Below are 25,842 nucleotides of genomic sequence, written 5' to 3'. Positions count from 1 at the left end.
AGTGATCAGCCGCCGCGCGGGCCGCCGCCACGGTGGCCACCGCCGCCCGGGCCGCGGCTGCCGCCGGGGCGACCGCCCGGGCCGCCAGGACCGCGTGCACCGGGACCACCCGGGCCACGGTTGCCGCCGCCCGGGCCACCCGGACCGCGCGCATTGGCGCCGCCCGGACCACGGTTACCGCCCGGACCACCCGGGCCGCGGTTGCCGCCGGGGCCACCGAAGCCACGGTTGCCGCCCGGACCACCGGGACCACCCGGGCCGCGATTGCCGGCCGGACGCGCGCTGCCGTACGGGCTGGCGCCCGGATTGGCGTGGTCGGACGGGAAGCTCGGGGCATTGCCCGGGTGGCCGTAGGGGTGGCGGGATTGACCCTGGCCGCCCTGGCCACCGCGGTTGCCACCGGCACCGGCACCGGCCGGACGACCCTGGCCGCCGTAACCGCCACGGCTTTCGCCGCCACGATTGTCGCCGCCGTAGCCGCCACCGCCGCCGCCGTAACCGCCACGGCCTTCACCGCGACCTTCGCCACCGAACCCGCCGCGACCGGGGCCGCCTGCGCCGCCCGGACCCTTCGGCTTGCCGTACGGACGGCCCTGGCCGCCTGCACCGGCGCCGGCACCCGGGCCGCGCGCACCCGGACCACGGGCTGCGCCCGGGCCGGCATTGCGGTGGTTGCTCGGGCCGGTGCTCACGCCGTCCGGCACGTACCAGCTGCGGAACGCGGCCGGGTTGCCTTCCGGCAGGGCGCGGTTGCCCTTGTCCGGGCGCGCCTTGAACGGGCGCTGCGACTGCTTGGCCGCGGCTTCGCCGCTGACCGTCAGGCCGCCCTTGAAGCCGCCCGGCTTGCCACCGCGACCACGGCCGCGCTCTTCGCGCACGTTGTCGAAACGACGCAGTTCGCGGCCTTCATCGGCCTGGTTGTGGCCGTTGACGTAGGCGTTGCCGCGGCCACCTTCGCGCGACACGCGCACGGTGGTCTTGGCGGCGCGACGCTGGCCGATCACCGGCTGCAGGGTCAGCGCCGACGGCGCGCCTTCTTCCAGCTTCAGTTCGGCACGCAGTGCTTCAACCTGCTTGGCCGGCAGTTCCACCGACTGGCCACGCAGCAGTTCGCGCGGCAGGCTGACCTTGCCGTAGCGGGTGCGCTTGAGGCGGCTGACCTGGCAGCCCTGCGATTCCCACAGGCGACGCACTTCGCGGTTGCGACCTTCCTTGACGACCACGCGGAACCAGTCGTGCGAGTCCGTGCCGCCAATGCGTTCGATCTCGTCGAACTTGGCCGGGCCGTCTTCCAGCGCCACGCCACGGGCGAGGCGGTCCACGATGTTGTCCGGCACCTTCTCTTCGCCTTCCGGCGCACGCACGCGCACGACGTACTCGCGCTCGACTTCGTAGGAGGGGTGCATCATCGCGTTGGCCAGCTCACCGTCGGTGGTTGCCAGCAGCAGACCGGTGGTGTTGATGTCCAGGCGGCCGATCGCGATCCAGCGCGCGCCCTTCAGGGCCGGCAGCGCTTCGAATACGGTCGGGCGACCTTCGGGATCTTCGCGGGTGGTCACTTCGCCTTCCGGCTTGTTGTAGGCCAGCACGCGCGAGGTCTCGGTCAGCGCGGTGGCGACGAAGCCACGGCCGTCCAGCTCGACCTTGTCGCCGCTCTTGATCGACTGGCCGGTCTGCGCGACTTCACCGTTGACCTTGACCAGGCCATCGGCGATGCGCTGTTCCAGCGCGCGACGCGACCCGAGCCCGGCCTGGGCCAGCACCTTGTGCAGGCGCTCTTCCAGCTTGGGCTGTTCGGTGGCGGATTCGCGCTTGAGCGAAAGCTTGTTCAAAGACGGCTTGCGGGGGGTGTCACTCATTTACTTGGCTCCGGCCGGCGACGGTTTCGTCGGCCTCTGGTTCGGGATCGGCTTCGTCAACAGCCACGGTCGTCTTCGCGACGGCGTTGTCTTCGGTTTCGTTCTGGGTCGCCGCGCGCTCTCCCGGCGCGGAATCGGGTTCGCCTGCAAGGGCGGTTGTGCCGGCGTCGTCGTCGCGGGGCGGCGACGGCGCTTCGGATTCGGGGGTGGACGGGGCCGCGTCTGCGTCCTCGTCCGGGGTGTCGTCATTGGCTGCGCCAGTGTCCAGCTCGGCATCCGGTGCGGCGGCGCCGGCGGCCAGGCGGCCGGCCAGCTGGCCATCGGTATCCAGCGGCAGCTGCGGCTCCAGTTCGCCCAGGTCGCGCAGCTCGGACAGCGGCGGCAGTTCGTCCAGGCGCTTGAGCCCGAAATAATCCAGGAAGCCCTTGGTGGTACCGAACAGCGCCGGCTTGCCGGGCACGTCGCGGTGGCCGATCACGCGGATCCACTCGCGCTCTTCCAGTGCCTGGATGATGTTGCTGCTGACCGCCACGCCGCGCACCTGTTCGATCTCGCCGCGGGTGATCGGCTGGCGATAGGCGATCAGCGCCAGGGTCTCCAGGGTGGCACGGGTATAGCGGGTCTTGCGTTCGGTCCACAGCCGGGTGATGTAGCTGTGCACCTCGCCGGTGACCTGGTAGCGGAAGCCCGAGGCGACCTCGACCAGCTCCACACCGCGGGCCTGGCAGGCGTCGCGCAGCAGCTCCAGCGCGCGTTCAACGCTGCCCGGCGGCGCCGGTTCCTCTTCCGGGAACAGGCCCTGCAGCTGTGCCAGCGTCAGCGGCTGGCTCGACGCCAGCAAGGCGCCTTCGACAATACGGTTGATCAGCGGTTGATCCATACGCGGGTCGGGGGCTCAGTCGGATTCGTTGGCGGCGTCGGCATCATCGAACTCGCTGTTGAACTGCAGCGGTTCGTTGGTGTTGCCGGCGGCCAGGGACTTGACGTAAATGGGCGCCAGCGGTGCTTCCTGGACGATGTCCAGCAGCTGTTCCTTGGCCAGTTCGAGCAGGGCCAGGAAGGTGACCAGCACCCCCAGCTTGCCTTCTTCAGCCGTGAACAGCGTTTCAAACCGGTAGAACCGGCCGTCTTCCAGACGACCCAGCACATCGCCCATGCGCTGGCGCACGCTCAGGGCCTCGCGTTTGATCGCGTGGCCGGTGAACAGCTCGGCGCGCTTGAGCACGTCGTGCAGTGCCATCAGCATTTCCTTCAGATCCACCGGCGGCGGCAGCTTCACGGCTGCGCGATCGGGGACGAAGGCATGGACCACGGCGGTGTCGCGGTCCTGGCGGGGCAGGCTGTCGATATCTTCGGCGGCCTGCTTGAAACGTTCGTACTCCTGCAGCCGGCGCACCAGCTCCGCGCGCGGGTCGGCTTCCTCGCCTTCCACGCTCGGGGGGCGCGGCAACAGCATCCGCGACTTCACTTCGGCCAGGATCGCCGCCATCACCAGGTACTCGGCCGCCAGTTCGAAGCGCAGCTCCTGCATGACGTTGATGTACTCGACATACTGGCGGGTGATCTCGGCCACCGGGATGTCCAGGATGTCCAGGTTCTGCCGGCGGATCAGGTACAGCAGCAGGTCCAGCGGACCTTCGAAGGCATCCAGGATGACTTCCAGCGCGTCCGGCGGGATGTACAGGTCCTGCGGAATCTGCAGGACCGGTTGTCCATGCACCACGGCCAGCGGCATTTCCTGCTGCTGTGGGGCGGGCGGTCGGGTTGGCGGGTTCGCGTCGAGCGCGAGTTCGGAAGTCATCAAGTTGACGTCAGTATTGCAACGGACCGGTCGCCGCACCGTGCCTGCGTCCGGAATATTCCGGGCGGCAAGATGGCAAGCCATGACACGCCTGTGTCGGCGCGATTCCACACTTCAAACAGCAAGGCGCGCCGCGATGGGCAGCGACAGAACTACGGGGAGGTCGTCTACGTGTACTGGTGTGGGGCAGCGGGTCGGTCGTCGGTTGGCGGTGAAGCCGAAAGCCGACGGGGCTGCTGCGTCCAGCCACGTGCAATGGGGACAAGAGTACGGGTTCAGGCCCGCAGTGTCCAGCGAGCCGGGCTAGAATCGTCCCGTTTGTTTAGCTGAGCCTTGGGAGTTGCCTGTGTGGTATGTGATTGAAGGCTATGACGGCACCGACGTGCTGGCGGCCCGTGGGGCGGCGCGACCGGCCCACCTGGCCCGGTTGGTGGCCCTGCAGGACGCCGGTCGGCTGCTGCTCGCCGGGCCGTGCCCGGCCATCGACAGTGAAGATCCCGGCCCGGCCGGGTTCAGTGGCAGCGTGGTGATTGCCGCGTTCGACAGTCTGGAAGACGCCCAGGCCTGGGCCGCGGCCGATCCTTATGTAGAGGCCGGGGTGTACACCCGGGTCCAGGTGCGCCCGTTCCGCAAGGTGCTGCCATGAGCCGGGTCGAGCGCATCCGCGCGGCCCTGCAGCAGGCGCTGGACCCGGTGCGGCTGGAGGTGGAGGACGACAGCCACCGCCATGCCGGGCATGCCGGCGCGCGCGATGGCCGTGGCCATTTCAACGTGCATGTGGTCAGCGCCGCGTTCGAGGGCCTGGGCCCGTTGGCGCGCCATCGGGCGGTATATGCCGCCCTGGGCAGCATGATGGACACCGATATCCACGCCTTGTCCATCCGCGCCGAAACGCCGTCCCAGAACGGCTGAAACCCTTGTCCTGCCTTGTCCCGGCAAGTCCCGGGGTGACCTGTGCAGGCATGCTTCCGTTACCGCAGTACGACAATAGGCCTAACGTAGTGTTTACATCCGGGTTTGAAAACGCTTACATTCCGCGCCAAGCCCAGATCTCTAAGCCGTGGAGGGCGGCGAGGTGAACAAGGCAGCGATCACTATCAAAGATGTCGCCCGCGAGGCCCGTGTCTCCGTAGCCACGGTGTCACGCGCGCTCAATGGCCATGAAAATGTTGCCGAGCCCGTGCGCAAGCTGGTGCTGGAGGTGGCGGCGCGTCTGCGCTACACCCCCCACGCCGCCGCGCGCAGCCTGAGCAGCCGGCGCACCAATACCATTGGCGTGGTGTTGCCCGACCTGTATGGCGAATTCTTCTCCGAGCTGATGCGTGGCATCGACGGGGTCGCCCGCGAGCGGCGCCAGCACCTGCTGGTGTCCAGCTATCACGGCGACCAGGAGCAGCAGGGCGCGGCCCTGCGCGCCATGCGCGGCCGGGTGGATGGGCTGCTGGTGCTGTCCCCGTACGCGGAAAGCCCGGGGTTCCTCACCGACAACCTGCCGCAGGCGCTGCCCACGGTGCTGATCAACACCTACCTGCCCGAGCAGGACCACCCGGTGTTGAGCATCGACGACCACGCCGGTGCGATGGCCATGACCGGCCATCTGCTGGAGGTCGGCCACCGCCGCATCGCCTTTATTTCCGGTCCGGATCTCAACTTCGACGCCCGTGAGCGCCTGCGCGGTTTCCGCGATGCGCTGGCCGCCTTCGGCGATGCCGCGGTGGGTATCGAGTTGCCCGGTGACTTTGACGAAGCTTCCGGCCACCGCGCCGGTCAGGAGCTACTGGCAGCTGGCACGCTGCCCGATGCTGTATTCGCCGCCAACGACATGATGGCGTTGGGGTGTCTGTATGCGTTCGCGCAGGCAGGCGTGCGGGTCCCGGCCGATGTCGCCCTGGCGGGCTTCGATGACATTCCGCTGGCGCGTTTCGTCCACCCATCGTTGACCACGATGCAGGTAAGCATCGCCGAGCTCGGCGATAAGGCGATGACGCGTCTGTTGCAGTTGATGGACGGCAACAACACGGAAGTGGCCGGTGACAAGCAGACGCTTGTGCCGCGCCTGATCGTGCGTGATTCAAGCAAGCCCAGTACCACTCTGTAGGTCACGGCCGTTGGTCGTGACGCCTTCATTCCACGCAGTCAAAAAAAAAGTCAGGGGCCGCAATGACGGCCACCACCACCCGGAGATCTACATGACGTATTCCAATCACCGCAACCGTGCACCGGCGCGCAGCCTGCTGGCCAGTGCCCTGGTCACCTGCCTGATGCTGGGCGCGGCGCCGAGCCTGATGGCGCAGTCGGCCACCTCTTCGCTGCGCGGCCAGGTTGCCCAGGCCGATGCCGGCACCGAAGTGACCGCCACCAACCTGGCCAGCGGCACCGTGCGCCGCGCAACCACCCGTGCCGACGGCAGCTACTCGCTGATGGGCCTGGACCCGGGCACCTATGACGTGGTGGCCAACGGCCAGACCCAGAAGGTGACCGTGACCGTGGCTTCGACCGCGACGCTGAACTTCAGCGGCGCGCCGGCCAACGGCAGCACCGCCAACGCCACCAACCTTGACACCGTCAACGTGGTGGCCCCGACCCTGCTGCAGGAAGTACGTACGTCCGAAGTGGGCAAGACGGTGAGCCTGCAGCAGATCCAGACCACCCCGCAGGTGTCGCGCAACTTCCTGGAGTTCGCCGACGCGGTGCCGGGCATGATCTTCACCCGTGATGCCAAGGGCAACACCTCCCTGCGCGGCGGTGCCACCAATGCCGATGGCACCAACGTCTACATCGACGGCGTGGGCCAGAAGAGCTACGTCAAGGGCGGCGGCGTGGCCGGCCAGTCCGGCAGCGCCGGCAACCCGTTCCCGCAGTTGGCCATCGGCGAATACAAGGTCATCAGCGGCAACTACAAGGCAGAGTACGGCCAGGTGTCGAGCGCGGCCGTGACCGCGGCCACCAAGTCCGGTACCAACGAGTTCAAGGGTGAAACCTTCTACCGTTACACCAACGAAGACATGCGCGCCAAGACCCCGGCGGAGCGTCAGTATGGCCAGACCAAAGAAGCATCGGCCGAGAAGGAATACGGGTTTGCTTTGGGTGGCCCGATCATCCAGGACAAGGCCCACTTCTTCGTGACCTACGAAGCCAAGCGCTTCGACCTGCCGGTCACCATCGCGCCGGAAGGCTCGGTCACCAACCGCGTCGGCCTGCTGCCGGGCGACGCCGCTGCCGGCCTCGGCCCGGCCAGCCAGCCGTTCGAGCAGGACCTGATCTTCGCCAAGATCGACTTCGAGCCGACCGACAACGATCGCATCGAGCTGAGCTTCCAGGACCGCGACGAGACCCAGCAGCAGTTCAGTGGCCAGACCGCGCCGGAAGCCGGCCGTGAAGTGGTCAACACCGACCGTCGTTACGCGCTGCGCTGGAACCACAGCGGTGAGCGTTACTACAACGAACTGATGCTCACCCATGAGGATTCGTTCAACAACCCGACCCCGCTGACCCTGGGCAATGGCTTCACCTACACCGCACCGGACGGCACCGAAGACCGCACCCTGGTGAAGATCGGTGGCGCCTCGGCACTGGATTCGCAGGTGAAGGGCCAGAAGGGCTGGGCGATTGAAGACAACCTGACCCTGGATGGCATCCAGTGGATGGGCGACCACACCATCAAGATGGGCGCCAAGTACAAGCAGATCGACCTGTACGCTTCCGATGCGGCGCAGATCAATCCGCAGTTCACCTACTCGCTGGGCGATGCGGACTTCCCGTCCGACATCCCGTACAAGGCGCAGTTCGTCAAGCCGGTAACCGGTGTGTCGGGCGTGTCCGGCGAAGTGCGTTCGAAATCCAAGCAGATCGGCCTGTTCATCCAGGACGACTGGCAGGTCAACGACCACCTGCAGCTGAACATCGGCCTGCGCTGGGACTACGAAAAGACCCCGGCCTACCTGGACTTCGTGACCCCGCAGGCCGTGGTCGACGCGATCTACTCGCAGGACCCGCGCGCTGCGGCTGGCCAGACCTACGCCGATTCGCTGGCGCTGGGCGGGCTGGACATCAGCAATTACATCAGCAACGGCCACAACCGCAAGGCATTCAAGGATGCCTGGCAGCCGCGCCTGGGCTTCTCGTATGACATCAATGCCGACGAGCAGCACGTGATCCACGGTGGCGCCGGTCGTTCCTACGATCGCGACCTGTTCGACAACCTGCAGCTGGAAACCACCAAGCTGGCCCTGCCGCAGCCGACCATCTATTTCCGCAACCCGGCCACCGGCAGCTGCCTCAATGGCCAGGCCGCCTGCTATGACTGGAACCCGAACCTGCTCAACGGCATCGGCAACCTGCAGAGCCTGGTGGGCGCCACCAGCAATGCTGGTCTGGAAGTGGATCTGCTGAACAACAACCTGAAGGTGCCGTATTCGGACCAGTTCAGCCTGGGCATGAGCAACCAGGTCGGCGACTGGCTGACCGATGCCACCATCGCCCGTACGCTGAGCTACGACGGCTTCGCCTTTACCCTGGGCAACCGCTACCCGACCGGCCAGTTCTTCGATGACCCGCGCCTGTGCGGCGGCACCGACCCGGGCCTGAGCCAGGCCTGGAGCTGCAACGTGCCGGGCTTCGGCAGCCTGATCATCGGTCAGCAGGGCATCAAGACCCGCGCTACCCAGGTGCTGCTGTCGGCGCAGAAGCCGTTCACCCAGGAAAGCGGCTGGGGCTCCTCGATCGCTTACACCTGGACCACCGCACGCCACAACCGCGACATCAATGAGAAGTACGCATTCGACCGCGGCCTGATCGGCGAGTACCCGACCATCCGCTCCAACGGCGCGCCGCGCCACCGCCTGGTGGTCACCGGTTCGTACGCGGGCTTCTGGGGCATCACCTTCGGCGGCAAGGTCACCCTGGCCACCCCGACCGCAGTGAACGACTGGTACCCGGTCACCCAGTCGACCGGCTTCGACCTGCCGACCCCGGGTGCCGCAGTGCCCAACGGCAACGGCAAGTTCCTGCTCGGTGGCAAGATCTTCGGCTACCGTTCGGTTGACCTGCAGGCCACCAAGACGTTCAAGATGCCGGGCGAGACCGAGCTGTACGCTCGTATCGACATCATCAACATCTTCAACTTCGACAACTTCTCCAACTACAACTACACCAAGTCCAACGGCAAGTTGCTGGCCAGCTACAACGAGACCGGCGACATCGTCGGTACGCCGCGCCAGGTGAAGGCCGAAGTCGGCTTCCGCTTCTGATCCAACACCCGGCATCGTCCTCACGGGCGATGCCGGGGCAGCACCGCCGGCCGGCCCAGGCCGACCGGCGGACTGCACAGGCGCTTGCCCTCCCGCAGTGGGCAAGCGCGTGTGCGGTACAGCGATATCCGCCCGGGCGGATTTTTTTGGCCCGGGATCTGTAAACGATTTCAGCTTGGTTGAGGCTATGCTCTCCAGCACGAACATGCGTAAAGGGTGGTGGTCGATGAATGCACGTCGGGTGGTTTCGCTGGCATTGCTGTCCGTGGCGATGGCCGGCTGCCAGAAGCAGGCGCAGGACACGCCGGAAAAACCCAAGCCGCCAGTGATCCTGGTCGAGGCCGACGTGCCGCCGCGCCCGATGAAGCCGGAGCTGCCGCCGCTGTTCGACGATATCGAACGCCGCACCTTCCAGTTCTTCTGGGACACCACCAACGAGGTCAACGGGCTCAGCCCGGACCGCTACCCCTCGCGCCCGTTCGCCAGCATCGCTGCGGTGGGCTACGCGCTGACCGCCTATCCGATCGGCGTGGAGAACGGCTGGGTCAGCCGCACCCAGGCGGTGGACCGCACCCTGCTGACGCTGAAGTTCTTCCGCGACCTGCCGATGGGCCCGCAGCGCACCGGCAAGGGCGGCTACAAGGGTTTCTACTACCACTTCCTGGACATGCAGCAGGGCCGCCGCTATGACAGCTGGGTGGAACTGTCCAGCGTGGACACCGCGCTGCTGATGATGGGCGTGCTGTTCGCGCAGTCGTACTACACCGGTGACGATGCCCGCGAGAAGGAAATCCGCGACATCGCCGAGACGCTGTACAAGCGCGTGGACTGGCCGTGGCTGCAGCAGCGTGCGCCGCTGATCTCGATGGGCTGGTTCCCGGAAAGCGGCTTCATCGACCACGACTGGATGGGCTACAACGAGGCAATGATGGTCTACATCCTTGCGCTCGGTTCGCCGACCCATCCGGTCAGCCCGGATGCGTGGACGGTATGGACGCGCACGTATGACAACGACTGGGGCGTGTACCAGGGCCAGGAATACCTGTCGTTCGGCCCGCTGTTCGGCCACCAGTACACGCATGTCTGGGTCGATTTCCGCGACATCCAGGATGCCTACATGCGCGAGCGGGGCAGCACGTACTTCCTCAACAGCCGTTCGGCGGCGTTGTCCCAGCGCGAGTACGCCATCGCCAACCCGATGAACTGGAAGGACTACGGTGAGAACGTGTGGGGCCTGACCGCCAGCGATGGCCCGCAGAACACCACGCAGGAATACCGCGGCGAGCAGCGCCAGTTCCGCCATTACTCTTCGCGCGGCGCCGGCCTGCGCGAGAACTTCGACGACGGCACCATCGCCCCGACCGCGGCGATCGCCTCGGTGGTGTTCGCCCCGGAAGAAGTGATTCCGGCCACGCTGGAGATGCACAAGCGCTACGGCGACTACATCTATTCCAGCTACGGCTTCCTGGATTCCTTCAACCCCAGTTTCAACTACGACATCCCGATCAAGACCGGTCGGCTGGTGCCCGATCGCGGCTGGGTGGCCAGTGACTACATCGGCATCGACCAGGGCCCGATCCTGACCATGATCGCCAACTACCGGAACGATTTCGTCTGGGACGTGATGAAGAAGAACCCGCATATCCGCAAGGGCCTGGAGCGCGCCGGTTTCAGCGGCGGCTGGCTGACCCCGGAAGGCGAGCAGCAGCCGATGGAGCTGCAGAAAGATGAAAAGGCCGCTTCAGCGCGCTCGGTCGGCATTGCCGAATCGCGCGCCGCCGCCGCCCAGGAACAGAAGAACAGTTCCAACTCCAACCGCAACCAGCCGCAGGGGAAGTAAGCAGTGCCATCGATGTCGCGCCCGAAGCTGGGGTTGAGTTTGTTGCTGCTGCTCCTGGGCAGTGTGTTGTTGAGTGCCTGCCAAAAGGAGCCCGAAGGGGTCACCGTGCGGTTCTGGGCGATGGGCCGTGAGGCCGAAGTGGTGAGCGGGCTGATCCGCGAGTTCGAGGCTGAGAACCCCGGCATCCAGGTTGATGTGCAGAACATCCCGTGGACGGCGGCGCATGAAAAGCTGCTGACCGCGTTCGCCGCCGATGGCCTGCCGGACGTGTGCCAGCTTGGCAACACCTGGATCCCGGAGTTCGCCGAGCTCAACACGCTCACCCCGCTGCAGCCCTACGTGGCGCAGTCCAAGGTGGTGGACCCGGCCGACTACTTCCAGGGCATCTGGGATACCAACCTGATCCACGACGAGCTGGTCGGGGTGCCGTGGTACGTGGACACGCGCCTGCTGTATTACCGCAAGGACCTGCTGGCCAAGGCCGGCTTCGACCACCCGCCGCGCACCTGGGACGAGTGGAACACGATGATGGCCGCGATCAAAAAGATGCAGGGGCCCAAGCGCTACGCGGTGCTGATGCCGATCAACGAGTTCGAGCAGCAGTTGTCCTTCGCGCTGCAGCAGCCCGATCCGCTGCTGCGCGACGACAACACCCGCGGCAATTTCAGCAGCCCGGGCTTCCGTCGTACGCTGGGTTTCTACGAAAACATGTTCGCCCAGGGCTGGGCGCCGCGCATGTCCGAGACCCAGATCTCCAATGTCTGGGACGAGTTCTTCCGTGGCTTCAACGTGTTCTACCTGTCCGGCCCCTGGAACATCCGTGAGTTCAAGAAGCTGCAGCCCAAGGAACTGGAAGGGCAGTGGGGCACCGCCGCACTGCCGGGTCCGGACGGCCCGGGTGCAGGCATCGCCGGTGGCACCAGCCTGGTGATCTTCCGCTCCTCGCAGCAGAAGGAAGCCTCGTGGAAGCTGATCGAGTTCCTGTCGCGTCCGGCGATCCAGGAGCGCTTCCATTCCATCATCGGCGACCTGCCGCCACGGCGCAGCACCTGGGAATACCCCTCGCTGGCCAACGACCCGCTGGCACAGCCGTTCCGTGACCAGCTCGAGCGGGTCAAGCCGACCCCGAAGGTGCTGGAGTGGGAGCGGATCGTGCAGGAAATGCGGATCATCACCGAACAGGTGGTGCGCGGTGGCCTTGATCAGGATGTGGCAGTGAAGGAACTGGACAAACGCGTGGACAAGGTCCTCGCCAAGCGTCGTTGGATGCACGAACAGCAGGGCGGGCAGAAGGCTGCCGAAAACGATCTGCATTCCAGTGCCGTGGCCACGGGAGCGGCACCATGAAGCAGCGTTCGCTCGCCGGCTGGATCTTCGCCGGCCCGGCCATCCTGGTGATCGGCGTGTTCTTCGGCCTGCCGGTGTTCTCGGCGCTGGCGCTGAGCATCACCGACTTCGACCTGTACGCGCTGGCCGACGGTGCCAACCTGCGCTTCGTCGGGCTGGGCAACTACATCGACCTGCTGCAGACCCCGATGTTCTGGAAGTCGTTGTGGAACACCACCTATTTCGTGGTGGTGGGCGTGCCGTTGTCGATCGGCGTGTCGCTGGGCGCGGCGATGCTGCTCAACGCCCCGGCCGCGCGCTTCAAGGCGCTGTTCCGCACCGCCTTGTTCGCCCCGGTGGTGACCACGCTGGTGGCGGTGGCGGTGATCTGGCGCTACCTGTTCCACACCAGCTATGGCCTGGTGAACTACGGCCTGGGCCATATCGGCATCAACCCGATCGACTGGCTGGGCGACCCGAACTGGGCCATGCCAACCATCATGCTGTTCGCGGTGTGGAAGAACTTCGGCTACAACATGGTGATCTTCCTGGCCGGCCTGCAGGCGATTCCGCATGACCTCTACGAGGCCGCGCGCATCGATGGCGCCTCGCGCTGGAAGCAGTTCCTGCACATCACCCTGCCGATGCTCGGCCCGGTGCTGCTGGTGGTCGGGGTGATCACCGTGTCCGGTTACTTCCAGCTGTTCGCCGAACCCTACGTGATGACCCGTGGCGACCCACTGCAGAGCACCGTCAGCGTGCTGTACTTCATGTTCGAGGAAGGCTTCAAGTGGTGGAACCTGGGACGTGCCTCCGCGGTGGCGTTCCTGCTGTTCCTGATCATCCTGGCCGTCACCAGCGTGATGCTGCGTTTCGGCCGCAAGAGGCAGTTGGTATGAGTCGTGAAATCGGCCAGTCGCGCTGGCATGCATGGTGGGTCAATGGTGGGTTGCTGGTGCTGGCCGCGGTCAGCCTGGCGCCGTTGCTGTGGATGCTGTCGGTGTCGTTCATGCCAACCGGCGAGGCGGCGCATTTCCCGCCGCCGCTGCTGCCGTCCTCGCTGACCACCGCGAACTACCACGAGTTGTTCGCGCGTACCGGCATGGGCAACAACTTCGTCAACAGCCTGGGCGTGTCGTTGGCGATCACGCTGGGTTCGCTGCTGCTCAACACCATGGCCGGCTACGCCTTCGCCAAGCTGCGCTTCGCCGGCCGCGAGCGGATCTTCCAGCTGCTGCTGGCCGCGTTGGTGATCCCGGCGCAGGTGGCGATGCTGCCGTTGTTCCTGCTGATGAAGCAGCTGGGCCTGGTCAACAGTTTCGGTGGCGTGATCGTGCCGGCGCTGGCCTCGGTGTTCGGCATCTTCCTGGTGCGCCAGTACGCACGCTCGATTCCCGATGAGCTGCTCGAAGCGGCGCGCATCGACGGGGCAGGGGAGCTGCGGATCTTCTTCCAGATCGTGCTGCCGATGCTCAAGCCGGTGCTGGTGACCCTGTCGATCTTCACCTTCATGGGCGCCTGGAACGATTTCATGTGGCCGTTGATCGTGTTGACCGACCAGGAGCACTACACTTTGCCGGTTGCCCTGGCCACGTTGTCGCGTGAACACATCATGGATGTCGAAATGATGATGGCCGGCGCGGTGGTCACGGTGGTTCCGGTGCTGCTGCTGTTCCTGGCATTGCAGCGTTACTACATCCAAGGTCTGTTGCTGGGGAGTGTCAAAGGGTGAAGCATGCCGTCGTCGCGGTGGGTCTGGGTCTGGTCTGGTCACTGGCAGCCTCGGCTGCACCGCCGGCGCCGTTGCCGGCCCCCAAGGTGCTGGACAGCTTCGATGACATGAGCCCCTGGAAGCTGGTCGTGTCCGACCAGGTCAGCGGCTCGCTGCGCAGCGTCGCCGGCAACGGCGGCGGGCGCGCGCTGTGCGTGGACTACGACTTCCATGAGGTGTCCGGCTACGTTGGGCTGCGCCGCGAGTTGTCCATCGATTACCCGGACAACTACCAGTTCGGTTTCCAGCTGCGCGGCGACTCGCCTGCCAACGACCTGCAGTTCAAGTTGATCGACGCCAGCGGCGACAACGTGTGGTGGGTCAACCGGCCCGGCTACAGCTTCCCGAAGAACTGGAGCAGCGTGCAGTACCGCAAGCGCCAGATCGACAAGGCCTGGGGCCCGGGGGCGGACAAGACCCTGACCCAGAGCAAGGCGATCGAGTTCACGCTGTACAGCAAGGTCGGTGGCAAGGGCACGGTCTGCTTCGACCGGCTCACCCTGCAGGCGCTGCCGCCGCAGGACACCTCGGCGTTGAATCCTGCGGTGATCGCCGACACCGCCACCGCGCTGCAGAACCGCATCGTGGATGGCAAGCCGGACACGGTGTGGATCAGCGGTGGCGTCGCCGAGCAGACCATCAGCCTGGACCTGTACAAAGTGCGTGAGTTCGGCGGCGCGGTGATCCAGTGGGTGCCGGGCCTGGAGGCGACGCGCTACGTGGTGCGATCCTCCGCCGACGGCCGCAGCTGGAAGACCCTGCGCGAAGTCACCGCCGGCGGCGGTGGCCGCGATTGGCTGGCGCTGCCGGATACCGAGGCGCGCTACCTGCGCTTTGATCTGAAGGCGGGCCCGAGCTGGCGCTACGGCATCCGTGACATCACCCTCAAACCGCTGGATTTTGCCGACACCCCGAATGATTTCATCCAGTCGGTGGGGGCCGATCTGCCGCGTGGCTCGGTGCCGCGCGGCTTCAGTGGCGAGCAGCCGTACTGGACCCTGCTGGGTCTGGACGGTGGCCGCGAGCAGGCGTTGATCGGTGAAGATGGCGCGCTGGAAGTGGCCAAGTCCAGCTTCAGCGTCGAGCCGTTCGTGGTGGTCGACAAGAAGGTGCTGAGCTGGGCCGACGTCACGGCCAGCCAATCGCTGCAGGATGATTACCTGCCCATCGCCAGTGTCGACTGGGCCCATCCCAAAGCCGCGCTGCAGGTCACCGGTTTCGTCCAGGGCACCCCGGACAATGCCCAGTTGATCGGTCGCTATACCCTGCGCAACCCGGACAAGGTGGCCCACGAATACACCCTGGCGCTGGCCGTGCGCCCGTGGCAGGTCAACCCGCCGACCCAGTTCCTCAACACTGTCGGCGGCTTCAGCCGGATCGACAACCTCGCCGTCGATCCCACTCATGTGGATGTCAACGGCAAGCCGCGGCTGTACCCGCTGCAGGCACCCGACGCCGCCTTTGCATCGGCCTTCGACAGCAAGCTGGAGGTGATGCATCTGGCCAGCGGCACGCTGCCGTCCGCCACCGAGGTCAAGGACGCCACCGGGCTGGCCAGCGGGGCGCTGCTGTACCGCTGGAAGCTCGAACCCGGGCAGAGCCGCGAGATCGCCATCGTGCTGCCGCAGACCGGCAACTGGACCACGCCCAAGGACTTCGATGCGGCCAAGGCGCAACAGCAGGTCGCCTCGATGTGGCGCACCAAGCTGGACCAGGTCAGCCTGCAGGTTCCCGCGGCCGGCAAGCCGCTCGCCGACACGCTGCGCACCGCGCTGGCGCACATGCTGATTTCGCGGATTGGGCCGAGCCTGCAGCCGGGCACGCGCTCGTACTCGCGCAGCTGGATCCGCGATGGCGCGATGATTTCCGAAGGCCTGCTGCGGATGGGCCGCAGCGATGCGGTGCGCGAGTACGTCACCTGGTACGCGCCCTATCAGTTCGACAACGGCAAAGTGCCGTGCTGCGTGGATGCACGCGGCAGCGACCCGGTGCCGGAGAACGACAGCCATGGCGAGCTGATCTTCAATATCGCCGAGTACTGGCGCTACACCGGCGACAGCACCTTCCTGGAACTGATGTGGCCGCACGTGCAGGGCGCCTACAGCTACATGGAGCAGCTGCGCCTGAGCGAGCGCACCGAAGAGAACCGCGCTCGCAATCCGGCCTTCTACGGCATGATGCCGGTGTCGATCAGTCACGAAGGCTATTCGGCCAAGCCGATGCACTCGTACTGGGACAACTTCTGGGCGCTGCGCGGTTACAAGGATGCGGCGATCATCGCCAGCACCCTGGGCAAGGCCGAGGCGATGCACATCAGCGAATCGCGCGACCAGTTCCGTGACGACCTGCAGGCCTCGCTGCAATCGGCGATGGCGCAGCACAAGATCGACTACCTGCCCGGCGCGGCCGAGCTGGGCGATTTCGATGCCACCTCCACCACCATCGCCCTGGCCCCGGCCGGCGAACAGGGCCGCCTGCCGCAGCCGCAGTTGAACAACACCTTCGAGCGCTACTGGACGCAGTTCGAGCAGCGTCGCGACGGCAAGCGCGAGTGGAAGGACTACACCCCGTACGAGTGGCGCAACGTGGCCGCGTTCGTGCGCCTGGGCTGGCGCGACCGCGCCTGGCAGGCCACCGAGTTCTTCTTCAAGGACCGTGCACCGCAGGCCTGGAACCAGTGGGCCGAAGTGGTCTCGCACACCCCGCGCAAACCGTTCTTCGTCGGTGACCTGCCGCATGCGTGGGTGGCATCGGACTTCGTGCGCTCGGCGCTGGACATGTTCGCCTACAGCCGTGATGTCGACGACAGCCTGGTGCTCGCGGCCGGCGTACCGTCGCGGTGGCTGGAAGGCAAGGGCGTGGCGATCAAGGGCCTGCGCACCCCCAATGGCCTGCTCAACTACGCGCTCAGCCGCAGCGACAAACAGCTGACCCTGGAGCTGTCGGCCGGGCTGGTGCCGCCCAACGGCGGCGTGATCCTGCCGTGGCCGTACAGCGGCGAGCCGGGCGATACCACCATCAACGGTGAGCCGGCGCAGTGGTTGAACGGTGAGCTGCGCATCACTCAGGTCCCGGCCAAGGTCGAGATCGAAGTTCCCGCCGCGGTGCGTCGCGCCGAGCGCAAGGCGCCGTGATGGCGAGGGCATCGCGTGGGGCGTGGTTGCGGCGTGCCGCAGTGCTGGGCGTGATCGGCGCGAGCCTGCTGGCCAGCGCGGCGGCACTGGCCGCACCCGCAACGCCACCGCGTGCGGTCACGGCAACCGCCGAGGTGGCCACCGCGCCGGGCATGAGCATGGTGACCTTCAACCTGCACCACGACCGTGAGGACTGGCCCGCACGACGCAAGGTGATCCTGCGCGAACTGCAGGCGCTGCGCCCGGATGCGATCGCGTTGCAGGAAGTGATCCAGAAGCCGCACGTCCGCAACCAGGCCGCGTGGCTGGCGCGCAAACTCGGCTATGACTACCAGTTCGTCTCCACCGATCCGCCCGGGCGCTTCAAGCGCTACGGCAACGCACTGCTGACCCGGCGCCCGGTACTGGCCCGCAACGAACACCTGCTGGCCCCGCTGGGTGATTACCGCACCGTGGCCCACCTGCGCATCGATGTCGATGGCCGGCCGGTGAATGTCTACGCCACCCATCTCAACGAACGCTCCGACGACAGCGGCAGCCGCATCCGCGCCGAACAGGTTGCCGATCTGCTCGCCTTCATCGCCGCCACCGCCGCCGATGCACCGGTGGTGATCGCCGGGGATTTCAATGCGCTGGTCGATGCCGGCGACCTCAGCGCGCTGCGCCAGCGCTACGGCGACAGCTTCGGCAGCGTGCACGTCAACAACGAACTGGCCCAGGTCAGCACGCTCAACCGGCACTACTACGAGGCGCCTTCGCGCATCGACCACATCTTCTTCCAGCAGGACCGCCTGCTGGCACGTGAAGCGAAGCTGCTGTTCGACCAACCCTACGCGGAAGGCCGCTGGGCGTCGGACCACTACGGCGTGTGGACGCGCCTGCAGTTCGCGCCCGACGGCGCCGACAGCACCGCCGCGCCCTAGGCGCGGCCGAACGCACGGTCCGTCGCGTTCGCTACTGCTCTTTCCAGGTCTGCCCATCTTCGGATCGCCAGGTACCGCCGCTGGCACAGCAGCCCCCGGCGCCGAACGCCATGCGCCCCAACACGGCCACCACGGCACCGTCTTCGTAGCGCAATGACTGCCGGTCGCAGACGGTGAAAAACGGGTAGGGCTCCGGCGCCACCAGTTGGTGCAGGGTGATGACCTGTGGCGCGCCGTGCTCGACCCGGAATACCTTGCAGTCGTGTGCGATCAACTCGATCTGCTGGCCGGCCAGCGTGCCGCGGAAATGCCGCTCCGGCGGCGCATCCCGCACCGCGATCGCGGCCTTGCTCAGGGGCAGTGGCGGCAGGGACGGCGGGCTGCGACTGCAGGCGGACAGCCCGCACACCAGCAACGCAGTACATGGCCAGAAGCGGGAGGTTGTCATGCCGCGAGCATGGCACAGCCTGGCGCGGGACCCAAACGCAGACAGCGGCCCGAAGGCCGCTGTCTGGGTGTTGCCACGACTCGGCCGGAATCAGGCCTTGTCGTTCTTTTCCTCATCCTGCTTCGGCGCGTCTTCGACCTGCGCGACATCGGTGGGGATGTCCTCGCGGGCTTCGGCGTGTGCCGCCTGTGCAGCGGCATCCGTGCTGGCCGGGACCTCGCTGGCAGCGCTGCCGAACAGCTGGCCGTTATGCACGACCGGCGCGGGCTCTACCGGCTCGGGCTTGGCCACCGGCGCAGCAGCGACCGGGGCGGCAGCGACCGGGGCGGCCACGGCGGCATCCAGCATGCTGGTCTGCACCGGGGCTTCGACCGGGGCCTTGGCTTCCACCACCGGCGCGGCTTCAACCACGGCCGCCGGGGCGACAGCGGCCTCGACCGGCGCCTGCGGCTTCGGTGCTTCCACCGGCATCGGTGCTTCGACAATTGCCGCGACCGGCTTGGGCACGTCGGCGACCGGCGCAGCAACCACAGGCGCAGCGACCGGCGCGGCGATGACCGGCGCGGCTTCCGCCACGACCGGGGCCGGCGCGGCAGGTGCCACGGGTGCCGCCACAACGGCCACCGGGGCCACGTCGACCACCGCCGGGCGCACTTCAGCCACCGGGGCTACGGGCGCGGTTTCCAGCGGTGCGCTGACCGGCTGCACCGGGCGCTCCACCGTCACCGGCTTCGGCGCCTCGGCAACCGCGGCCGGCTTGGCCGCTTCCACCGGCATCGGCGATTCCACGAACGGCACGCGATCGGTGTACGACGGCGTCCGCGTCTCAGCCTCGACCACCGGGGCCGGTTCGCTGTGACCGGCGGTCACCACCGGGCTGCTGACCACGGCGGCCGGGGCAGCGGCGGCCACGGCGGCTACCGGGGCCGGGCGCGGGGCCTGGACGGCGGCCGGGACCGGGGCGGCGGCAGGCGCAGCACCGGCTTCATCGTCGAACTCGAACTCCGGCTGCGGCTGGCCGCTGTTGGCGGCCTGGCGCTCGGCATGGGCGCTCTGGGTGGCGTCCTGGTCGGCCTGATCGCCGTCCTGGTCATCACCGTCATCGTCCAGGCCGGCGTCATCACCGTTCAGGCCATCGCTGCCTGCGGCCTGCTCGCCATTGCCACGACGACGACGACGGCCACCACGACGGCCACGACGGCGGCGCGAGGCGCCTTCGCCATTGGCGTCGTCGGCATTGCCGGCATCGTTCTGTTCACCGGCTTCGCCGACGATCAGCTGACCGTCTTCGGTGTCGGTGCTCGGCGCAGGCGTGGTCTGTGCCTGGACCGGCGCGGTGGTGCCCGCATCGGTCACGGTCAGCGCCGCGGCGGCGATCACGGCGGCATCGGCAGCGACCGGTGCGGCGGTGTTGGCCGGCTTCGGTGCATCGGCCTGCGGCTGGCGTGCCGGCTTGTCACCGGCAACGGCCTTGTCCGCTTCGTTCTGCTGGCGCGGCGGGTTCTGCTTCTGCTTCAGCTTCGGCTGCTGCTGCTGTTCATTGCGCGGCTTCGCCGGCTGCTGCTCGTTGCGCTGCTTCGGCTGGGTCTGGCCCGGTGCCTGGACCTGGGCGGCATTGCCGTTGCCCGGGGCGGCGGCAACGTCCTGGCGGCGCTCATCGCGACGCTCGTTCTTGCCACCGCGCTCGCCGCGCTCACCACGGTCCTTGCCACGGTTCTGGCCCTGCGCCTGCGCGCCGCCATTGCCACCGCGCTCGCCACGCTCATCGCGGCGACCGTTGCGGTCCTTGCCGTTGCGGTCCTTGTTGCGGTTGTTGCGGTTGCCATCCTGGGCCGGGCGGTTGCCCGCCTGCGGTGCGGCGGCCGGAGCCGGTTCACCACCGAAGATGCGCTTGAGCCAACCCACCACGCCGGTAGCGGCCGGGGCAGCAACGGCGACGGGGGCAACCGGGGCCGGTGCGGCTTCCGGTTCCGGGGCGTCACGCACCGGGGCCGGCTGGCTGTGCTTGACCTGGGTCACCACCGGGGCGACCGGGATGTTCAGCTGGGCCTTGGTCAGGGCGTGCACCGGCAGCTTGCGCGGGGTGCCGCGCTGGTAGCTCGGCTTGCCGCTCTCTTCGCCCAGCTCGTTTTCACGCAGGCGGGTCACTTCGTAGTGCGGGGTGTGCAGCTGCTCATCGGCGACGATCACGATCGGCGCGTCATGACGCAGTTCGATTTCGCGCAGGGCACCACGCTTCTCGTTGAGCAGGTAGTTGGCGATCTCGACCGGGGCCTGGACCAGCACCTGCCCGGTGTTCTCCTTCATCGCATGCTCTTCGGCCACGCGGATGATCGACAGCGACATCGACTCAACGCTGCGCATGCGGCCGTGGCCATCGCAACGCGGGCAGACGATCTGGCTGGACTCACCCAGGCTCGGACGCAGGCGCTGGCGGCTCATTTCCATCAGGCCGAAGCGCGAGATGCGGCCCAGCTGCACGCGCGCACGGTCGTACTTGAGCGCGTTCTGCAGGCGGTTTTCGACTTCGCGCTGGTGCTTGTTGGAGGCCATGTCGATGAAGTCGATGACCACCAGGCCGCCCAGGTCGCGCAGGCGCAGCTGGCGGGCCACTTCTTCGGCCGCTTCCAGGTTGGTCTGGAACGCGGTGTCCTCGATGTCGCTGCCCTTGGTGGCGCGCGAGGAGTTGACGTCGATGGCGGTCAGCGCTTCGGTCTGGTCGACCACGATCGAGCCACCCGACGGCAGACGCACATTGCGTTCATACGCGCCTTCGATCTGCGATTCGATCTGGAAGCGGTTGAACAGCGGGATATCGTCCTTGTAATGCTTGAGCTTGCGCAGGGTCTGCGGCATGACCTGCTGCATGAACTCGCGGGCGGTTTCATACAGTTCTTCGGTATCGACCAGGATCTCACCGACATCGGCGCGCAGGTAGTCGCGCAGGGCGCGCACGATCAGGCGCGATTCCTGGTAGATCAGGAACGAGGCCGGCTTGGTCAGCGCCGCTTCGGCGATGGCCTTCCAGACCTGCAGCAGGTAGTCCAGATCCCACTGCAGCTCTTCGGCATCGCGGCCGACGCCGGCGGTGCGGATGATCACGCCCATGTCGTCGGGGATGTCCAGCTTGTCCAGCGCTTCCTTCAGCGCGGCGCGGTCTTCACCCTCGATCCGGCGCGACACGCCACCGGCGGTGGGCGAGTTCGGCATCAGCACCATGTAGCGGCCGGCCAGGGAGATGAACGTGGTCAGGGCGGCGCCCTTGTTGCCACGCTCTTCCTTGTCGACCTGGACCACCACTTCCTGGCCCTCACGCAGCAGCTCGCGGATGCCGGCCTTGTTGTGGTCGACGCCAGCGGCGAAGTAATCGCGGGAGATTTCCTTCAGCGGCAGGAAGCCATGGCGCTCGCCACCGTACTCGACGAAGGCCGCTTCCAGCGAAGGTTCAAGGCGCGTGATGCGGCCCTTGTAGATGTTCGACTTCTTCTGTTCCTTGGACGGCTGTTCGATGTCGATGTCGTACAGCGTCTGGCCATCCACGATGGCTACCCGCAGCTCTTCAGCCTGCGTGGCATTGATCAGCATTCGCTTCATTTTGCGTTCCTCGCGCGCTGCTACCGCGCGGAACGCCATGGGGTTTCGCTTCTGGTCACGCTTCGACGCCCATCGCGCATGCGCGGGGAGGGCGGCTTGGGTTTCCAGCGCTACAACACCACGGCAGGCCGCGGGAGCGCTTCATTTGTTTTGGTTTGGGTGGTTCTGGGCCGGAGGCAGCTGTCAGCAGGCTGGAGCGCCACAGGGACATTTTTTCAGCGCAGATGCTTGTCAGGCATCCGGCGATGGCCGGGACCGCCGGTGAGCCGCTAACATGGCCGCCCCGGGGGCGGTGGCTGCGCACTGTGCCGGAATCGCGGGAAGTCGGGCTTCTGGCCCAGAACAACTTCCAACGAAATCAATCCCTTATCTCGCCCGCCGAGTGTAACAGAATAAAAGGCCAATGACCGACACCGAACCCACCCCCAAAGCCGCTGAAGCCATGACCAGCGTACGTATGATCACTGTCCCGGCCGATCGCGCCGGGCAACGCCTGGACAACTTCCTGCTCGGTCAGCTCAAGGGTGCACCGCGCAGCCTGATCTACAAGCTGGTGCGCAGCGGCCAGGTCCGGGTCAATGGCGGCCGCGCCAAGGCCGAGCGCAAGCTCGAGCCGGGCGATGAAGTCCGGGTGCCGCCGGTCCGGGTCGCCGAAGAAGGCGACAAGGCCGGCCCACCCGCCGCGTTCATGAAGCGGCTGGAAGATGCCATCGTGTTCGAAGACGATCGGCTGCTGGCGCTGAACAAGCCGTCCGGTGTGGCCAGTCATGGCGGCAGCGGGATCAGCTTCGGTGCGATTGAAACCCTGCGCGCGCTGCGCCCGGGCAAGACCCTGGAACTGGTGCACCGGCTGGACCGCGACACCTCCGGCCTGCTGATCGTGGCCAAGAAGCGCTCGGCGCTGAGCGAACTGCAGGCACTGCTGCGTGAAGACCATGGGTCGGGCATCCGCAAGCACTACCTGACCCTGCTGGTCGGGCGCATGCCCGACGGCACCATGACCGTGGATGCCCCGCTGCACGTGGGCCTGCGCCAGGGCGGGGAGCGCCATGTTCAGGTCAATCCGATCGGCAAGGAGTCGATCAGCCACTTCAAGGTATTGGAGCGCAAGGGCGGGCATTCGTACTGCGAGGTACGCATCGAAACCGGGCGCACCCACCAGATCCGCGTGCACGCCCAGCACCTGGGTCACCCGGTCGCCGGTGACGACAAGTACGGCGATCCGGACGTCAACAAGCGGCTTCGCGAGCAGATCGGGCTCAAACGCCTGTTCCTGCACGCCGCCTCGCTGGAGTTCGCGCTGGACGCCGGCAAGACCCCGTACCTGCTCAATGCACCGCTGGCCGACGAGCTGGCCGAGGTCTTGAACCGGTTGAAATAACCCGCCGGTCGCCCGGCTGGGCACGGGCAACCACCGCACATGCCTGCATCGGTAGTGCCGGCCGCTGGCCGGCTCTGCACCGTGTCGATCTATACATGGAGGAGCCGGCCAGCGGCCGGCACTACCGGGCTATTGCTCTGGGTTCACCATTTGAACAGGACGAGGCTGATCGCCAGGCTGCCCATGCCGGCCACCAGGCCGTACACGGTTTCGTGGCCCTTGGCGTAGCGTTTTGCCGCGGGCAGCAGCTCGTCCAGGGCCAGGAACACCATCACCCCGGAGATGATCCCGAACACCCAGCCGAAGGTGGCGTGGTTGAGCATCCCCGACAGCGCGAAATAGCCGATGGCCGCGCCCACCGGCTCGGCCAACCCGGACAGCAGGCTCGCACCGAAAGCATAGGCCTTGCTCTGGGTGGCGAAGTACACCGGCACCGCGATCGCGATGCCTTCGGGAATGTTGTGGATGGCGATGGCGAAGGCCAGCGGCATGCCCACCGACGGGCTTTCCAGCATCGCAAAGAACGTGGCCAGGCCTTCCGGGAAGTTGTGCGCGGTGATCGCGATGGCCGTCAGCAGGCCCACCCGTTTGATGTAGGCCTTGTTGTTGTCGCGGAACAACGGGTCCTGCTTGTCCAGGCTCTCGTGCGGGTTGGGCACCAGGTGGTCGATCAGCACGATCAACAGCACCCCGGCCAGGAACGCGGCGGTGCCGTAGGCGAAGCCCAGGCGGGCATCGTAGGCGAGGGTGAACGAATCAATCGCCTTGTTGAGGATCTCGGTCAGCGACACGAACACCATCGCACCGCCGGCGAAGGCCAGCCCGAAGGCGAGCAGGCGCGGGTTGGGGCGGCGCGAGAACAGCACCATCAGGCTGCCCAGCCCGGTGGCCAGGCCGGCCGCGAGGGTCACCGCAAGTGCGATCCAGACATTTTCAGTGGAGATTTCAAGCATGCGTCAACGCGTCCCTGTAGATGTGCAGCGCGCCCCGCGTGATGCTGCCGGGGCGCGATAAGGAGAGGTTGGCGCTGGCTGGCCTCACTGTGGATGGGGGATCAGCCGCCGCGACGCAGCCGTTCTTCCACCGCAAAGCACTGGTCGGGCTTGGGTTGCGGCGGGTTGAAGCTGACCGGCACCTGGATCGTGGTCGAGACCGCCTGGCCGGCGCGGGTGGCGGCCTTGAACTGCCAACCTTCCACCGCCTTCTTGGCCTGCTCGTCGAGCTGGGCATTGCCGCTGCTGGTGACCACGGCCACTTCGCCAGGCTTGCCGTCGGCGGCGATCACCACCTTGAAGGTGCTGGTGCCACCGATGCCCTGGCAGGCCAGTTCGATCGGGTACTCCGGTGGCGGCGTCTTCACCGCGGCCACCTCGGTCGGTGCGGCCACCGGCGCGGCCGGCGTGGACGGCTGGTTGCACCCGGCCAGGGCGGCCACCGCGATGCTGGACAGGACGAGGGACTGCAGTTTCATGGGTTCACTCCGTCAGGGCCGCAGCCTTGGCTGCACAGATGAAGTCGTTTTCGCTCAGGCCACCCACGTCGTGGGTGGAGAAACGCACCACGGCACGGTCGTAGTGAACGCCCAGGTCGGGGTGGTGGTCTTCGCGGTGGGCCACCCAGGCCAGCGCGTTCACGAACGCCATGGTGCCGTGGTAGTTGTCGAACCGGAAGGTGCGGGTCAGCGCCTGGCCGTTCTCGGCCAACTCCCAGCCGGGCACCTGGGCCAGCAGTTCGGCCACGCGGGCCGGGCCCAGCTTGTGGTCGCTGCCCTTGCGCGGTACGCAATGCGCCATTGCCAGGGGAATCAGGTCGGCCATGCAATCCTCCACATACAGATATGTCTGAACAATGCGCCGGCCGGTGTATAAACCGAATGAGCGCATAACAAGTAAGCCGCTAGAATAGCCCGATGATCCAGATCTCCGACACTGCCCAGACCTATTTCCGCAAGTTGATCGAGCGCGAGGCCGTGCCCGGGATGGGCGTGCGCCTGAGCGCCGTCGACCCCGGCACCCCGCGCGCCGACGCCCGGCTGGAGTTCGCCGAACCGGCCGACCTGCTCGGCGACGAGTGGGCGGTCGACTGCGATGGCTTCACCCTGTACGTGGCCACCGACAGCGTCGGCTGGCTGGATGGGGCCGAGATCGATTTCGTCAGCAACGCCACCGGCAGCCAGCAGCTGACCATCAAGGCACCGAAGATCAAGGGCGATGCGCCGGCCGAAGGCACTTCGCTGGTGGAACGCGTGCGCTGGGTGGTGGAAAACGAAGTCAATCCGCAACTGGCCTCGCATGGCGGCAAGGTCGCGGTGCAGGAAGTGTCCGCCGATGGCGTGGTGCTGCTGCGCTTCGGCGGCGGCTGCCAGGGCTGCGGCATGGCCGATGTCACGCTCAAGCAGGGCATCGAGAAGACCCTGATGGGGCGGGTCCCCGGCATTACCGCGGTACGCGACGCGACCGACCACGACAGTGGCAACGCGCCGTATATCCCGCGCGGCACGGCCGCCTGATCGCGCT

General features: G+C 66.8%; 20 protein-coding genes. 12 read left to right on the top strand and 8 right to left on the bottom strand.

Features of this window, described 5'->3' with window-relative positions:
• Window positions 1-5: 5 nt before the first annotated feature.
• From AC3IPM_RS12380 to AC3IPM_RS12370, 3 genes are read right to left on the bottom strand one after another with little or no spacing between them, the layout of a single operon-like run.
• Window positions 6-1,859: a pseudouridine synthase gene (locus tag AC3IPM_RS12380; RefSeq protein ID WP_489300170.1), complete on the bottom strand. Its 1,854-nt coding sequence runs from the start codon at window positions 1,857-1,859 to the stop codon at window positions 6-8.
• Window positions 1,852-2,739: an SMC-Scp complex subunit ScpB gene (gene scpB, locus AC3IPM_RS12375; protein ID WP_489300169.1), complete on the bottom strand. Its 888-nt coding sequence runs from the start codon at window positions 2,737-2,739 to the stop codon at window positions 1,852-1,854. Before scpB ends, AC3IPM_RS12380 begins: the two co-directional genes overlap by 8 nt.
• Window positions 2,740-2,754: 15 nt before the next feature.
• Complete coding sequence (locus tag AC3IPM_RS12370; RefSeq protein ID WP_489300168.1) at window positions 2,755-3,660, bottom strand: segregation and condensation protein A; 906 nt, start codon at window positions 3,658-3,660, stop codon at window positions 2,755-2,757.
• A gap of 346 nt (window positions 3,661-4,006) precedes the next feature.
• Here AC3IPM_RS12370 and AC3IPM_RS12365 point away from each other — a divergent pair, with 346 nt between their 5' ends.
• From AC3IPM_RS12365 to AC3IPM_RS12320, 10 genes are all read left to right on the top strand, one after another.
• A complete protein-coding gene (locus tag AC3IPM_RS12365; protein WP_489300167.1) occupies window positions 4,007-4,306 on the top strand; it encodes a YciI family protein in 300 nt (99 codons plus the stop codon).
• On the top strand, window positions 4,303-4,572 hold the full coding sequence (locus AC3IPM_RS12360) for a BolA family protein (RefSeq protein ID WP_489300166.1): 270 nt from the start codon (window positions 4,303-4,305) through the stop codon (window positions 4,570-4,572). Before AC3IPM_RS12365 ends, AC3IPM_RS12360 begins: the two co-directional genes overlap by 4 nt.
• Window positions 4,573-4,720: 148 nt before the next feature.
• On the top strand, window positions 4,721-5,758 hold the full coding sequence (locus tag AC3IPM_RS12355) for a LacI family DNA-binding transcriptional regulator (RefSeq protein ID WP_489300164.1): 1,038 nt from the start codon (window positions 4,721-4,723) through the stop codon (window positions 5,756-5,758).
• A 91-nt stretch (window positions 5,759-5,849) separates the two neighbouring features.
• The gene (locus tag AC3IPM_RS12350; protein WP_489300162.1) at window positions 5,850-8,909 is read left to right on the top strand and encodes a TonB-dependent receptor; all 3,060 of its coding nucleotides are present in this window, start codon (window positions 5,850-5,852) and stop codon (window positions 8,907-8,909) included.
• Window positions 8,910-9,135: 226 nt separating this feature from the next.
• Complete coding sequence (locus AC3IPM_RS12345) at window positions 9,136-10,749, top strand: glucoamylase family protein (protein ID WP_489300161.1); 1,614 nt, start codon at window positions 9,136-9,138, stop codon at window positions 10,747-10,749.
• Between the two features lie 33 nt (window positions 10,750-10,782).
• Window positions 10,783-12,096: a sugar ABC transporter substrate-binding protein gene (locus AC3IPM_RS12340; protein ID WP_489304126.1), complete on the top strand. Its 1,314-nt coding sequence runs from the start codon at window positions 10,783-10,785 to the stop codon at window positions 12,094-12,096.
• Entirely contained in the window at window positions 12,093-12,974 is an 882-nt protein-coding gene (locus AC3IPM_RS12335) for a carbohydrate ABC transporter permease (protein WP_489300160.1), read from the top strand. The genes AC3IPM_RS12340 and AC3IPM_RS12335 overlap by 4 nt, the downstream gene beginning before the upstream one ends.
• The gene (locus tag AC3IPM_RS12330; RefSeq protein ID WP_489300159.1) at window positions 12,971-13,807 is read left to right on the top strand and encodes a carbohydrate ABC transporter permease; all 837 of its coding nucleotides are present in this window, start codon (window positions 12,971-12,973) and stop codon (window positions 13,805-13,807) included. The genes AC3IPM_RS12335 and AC3IPM_RS12330 overlap by 4 nt, the downstream gene beginning before the upstream one ends.
• Before the next feature lie 41 nt (window positions 13,808-13,848).
• Window positions 13,849-16,980 (top strand): discoidin domain-containing protein, encoded by a 3,132-nt coding sequence (locus AC3IPM_RS12325; protein WP_489304124.1) that lies wholly within the window; start codon window positions 13,849-13,851, stop codon window positions 16,978-16,980.
• On the top strand, window positions 16,980-17,903 hold the full coding sequence (locus tag AC3IPM_RS12320) for an endonuclease/exonuclease/phosphatase family protein (protein WP_489300157.1): 924 nt from the start codon (window positions 16,980-16,982) through the stop codon (window positions 17,901-17,903). The genes AC3IPM_RS12325 and AC3IPM_RS12320 overlap by 1 nt, the downstream gene beginning before the upstream one ends.
• Window positions 17,904-17,934: 31 nt before the next feature.
• Here AC3IPM_RS12320 and AC3IPM_RS12315 read toward each other — a convergent pair whose 3' ends face one another.
• Both AC3IPM_RS12315 and AC3IPM_RS12310 read right to left on the bottom strand, forming a co-directional pair.
• Window positions 17,935-18,351, bottom strand: a complete 417-nt coding sequence (locus AC3IPM_RS12315) for a hypothetical protein (protein WP_489300155.1) — start codon at window positions 18,349-18,351, stop codon at window positions 17,935-17,937.
• A gap of 90 nt (window positions 18,352-18,441) precedes the next feature.
• Window positions 18,442-21,945: an Rne/Rng family ribonuclease gene (locus AC3IPM_RS12310; protein ID WP_489300154.1), complete on the bottom strand. Its 3,504-nt coding sequence runs from the start codon at window positions 21,943-21,945 to the stop codon at window positions 18,442-18,444.
• A 403-nt stretch (window positions 21,946-22,348) separates the two neighbouring features.
• Between AC3IPM_RS12310 and AC3IPM_RS12305 the strand changes: the two genes are divergently transcribed.
• Window positions 22,349-23,326, top strand: a complete 978-nt coding sequence (locus tag AC3IPM_RS12305) for an RluA family pseudouridine synthase (RefSeq protein ID WP_489300153.1) — start codon at window positions 22,349-22,351, stop codon at window positions 23,324-23,326.
• 143 nt (window positions 23,327-23,469) lie between these two features.
• Here the strand turns inward: AC3IPM_RS12305 and zupT are convergent, their stop codons facing one another.
• The 3 genes from zupT to AC3IPM_RS12290 form a co-directional block, all read right to left on the bottom strand.
• On the bottom strand, window positions 23,470-24,279 hold the full coding sequence (gene zupT / locus AC3IPM_RS12300) for a zinc transporter ZupT (RefSeq protein ID WP_489300152.1): 810 nt from the start codon (window positions 24,277-24,279) through the stop codon (window positions 23,470-23,472).
• A gap of 101 nt (window positions 24,280-24,380) precedes the next feature.
• Entirely contained in the window at window positions 24,381-24,797 is a 417-nt protein-coding gene (locus AC3IPM_RS12295) for an energy transducer TonB (RefSeq protein WP_489300151.1), read from the bottom strand.
• A gap of 4 nt (window positions 24,798-24,801) precedes the next feature.
• A complete protein-coding gene (locus AC3IPM_RS12290; RefSeq protein ID WP_489300150.1) occupies window positions 24,802-25,143 on the bottom strand; it encodes a 4a-hydroxytetrahydrobiopterin dehydratase in 342 nt (113 codons plus the stop codon).
• A gap of 92 nt (window positions 25,144-25,235) precedes the next feature.
• Between AC3IPM_RS12290 and AC3IPM_RS12285 the strand changes: the two genes are divergently transcribed.
• Window positions 25,236-25,835: an NfuA family Fe-S biogenesis protein gene (locus tag AC3IPM_RS12285; protein WP_489300149.1), complete on the top strand. Its 600-nt coding sequence runs from the start codon at window positions 25,236-25,238 to the stop codon at window positions 25,833-25,835.
• Window positions 25,836-25,842 lie beyond the last annotated feature (7 nt).

This window comes from Stenotrophomonas sp. GL_111, assembly GCF_057835245.1.
The sequence above is the reverse complement of the archived record's forward strand: the minus strand, read 5'-3'. Positions and strand labels throughout refer to the sequence as shown.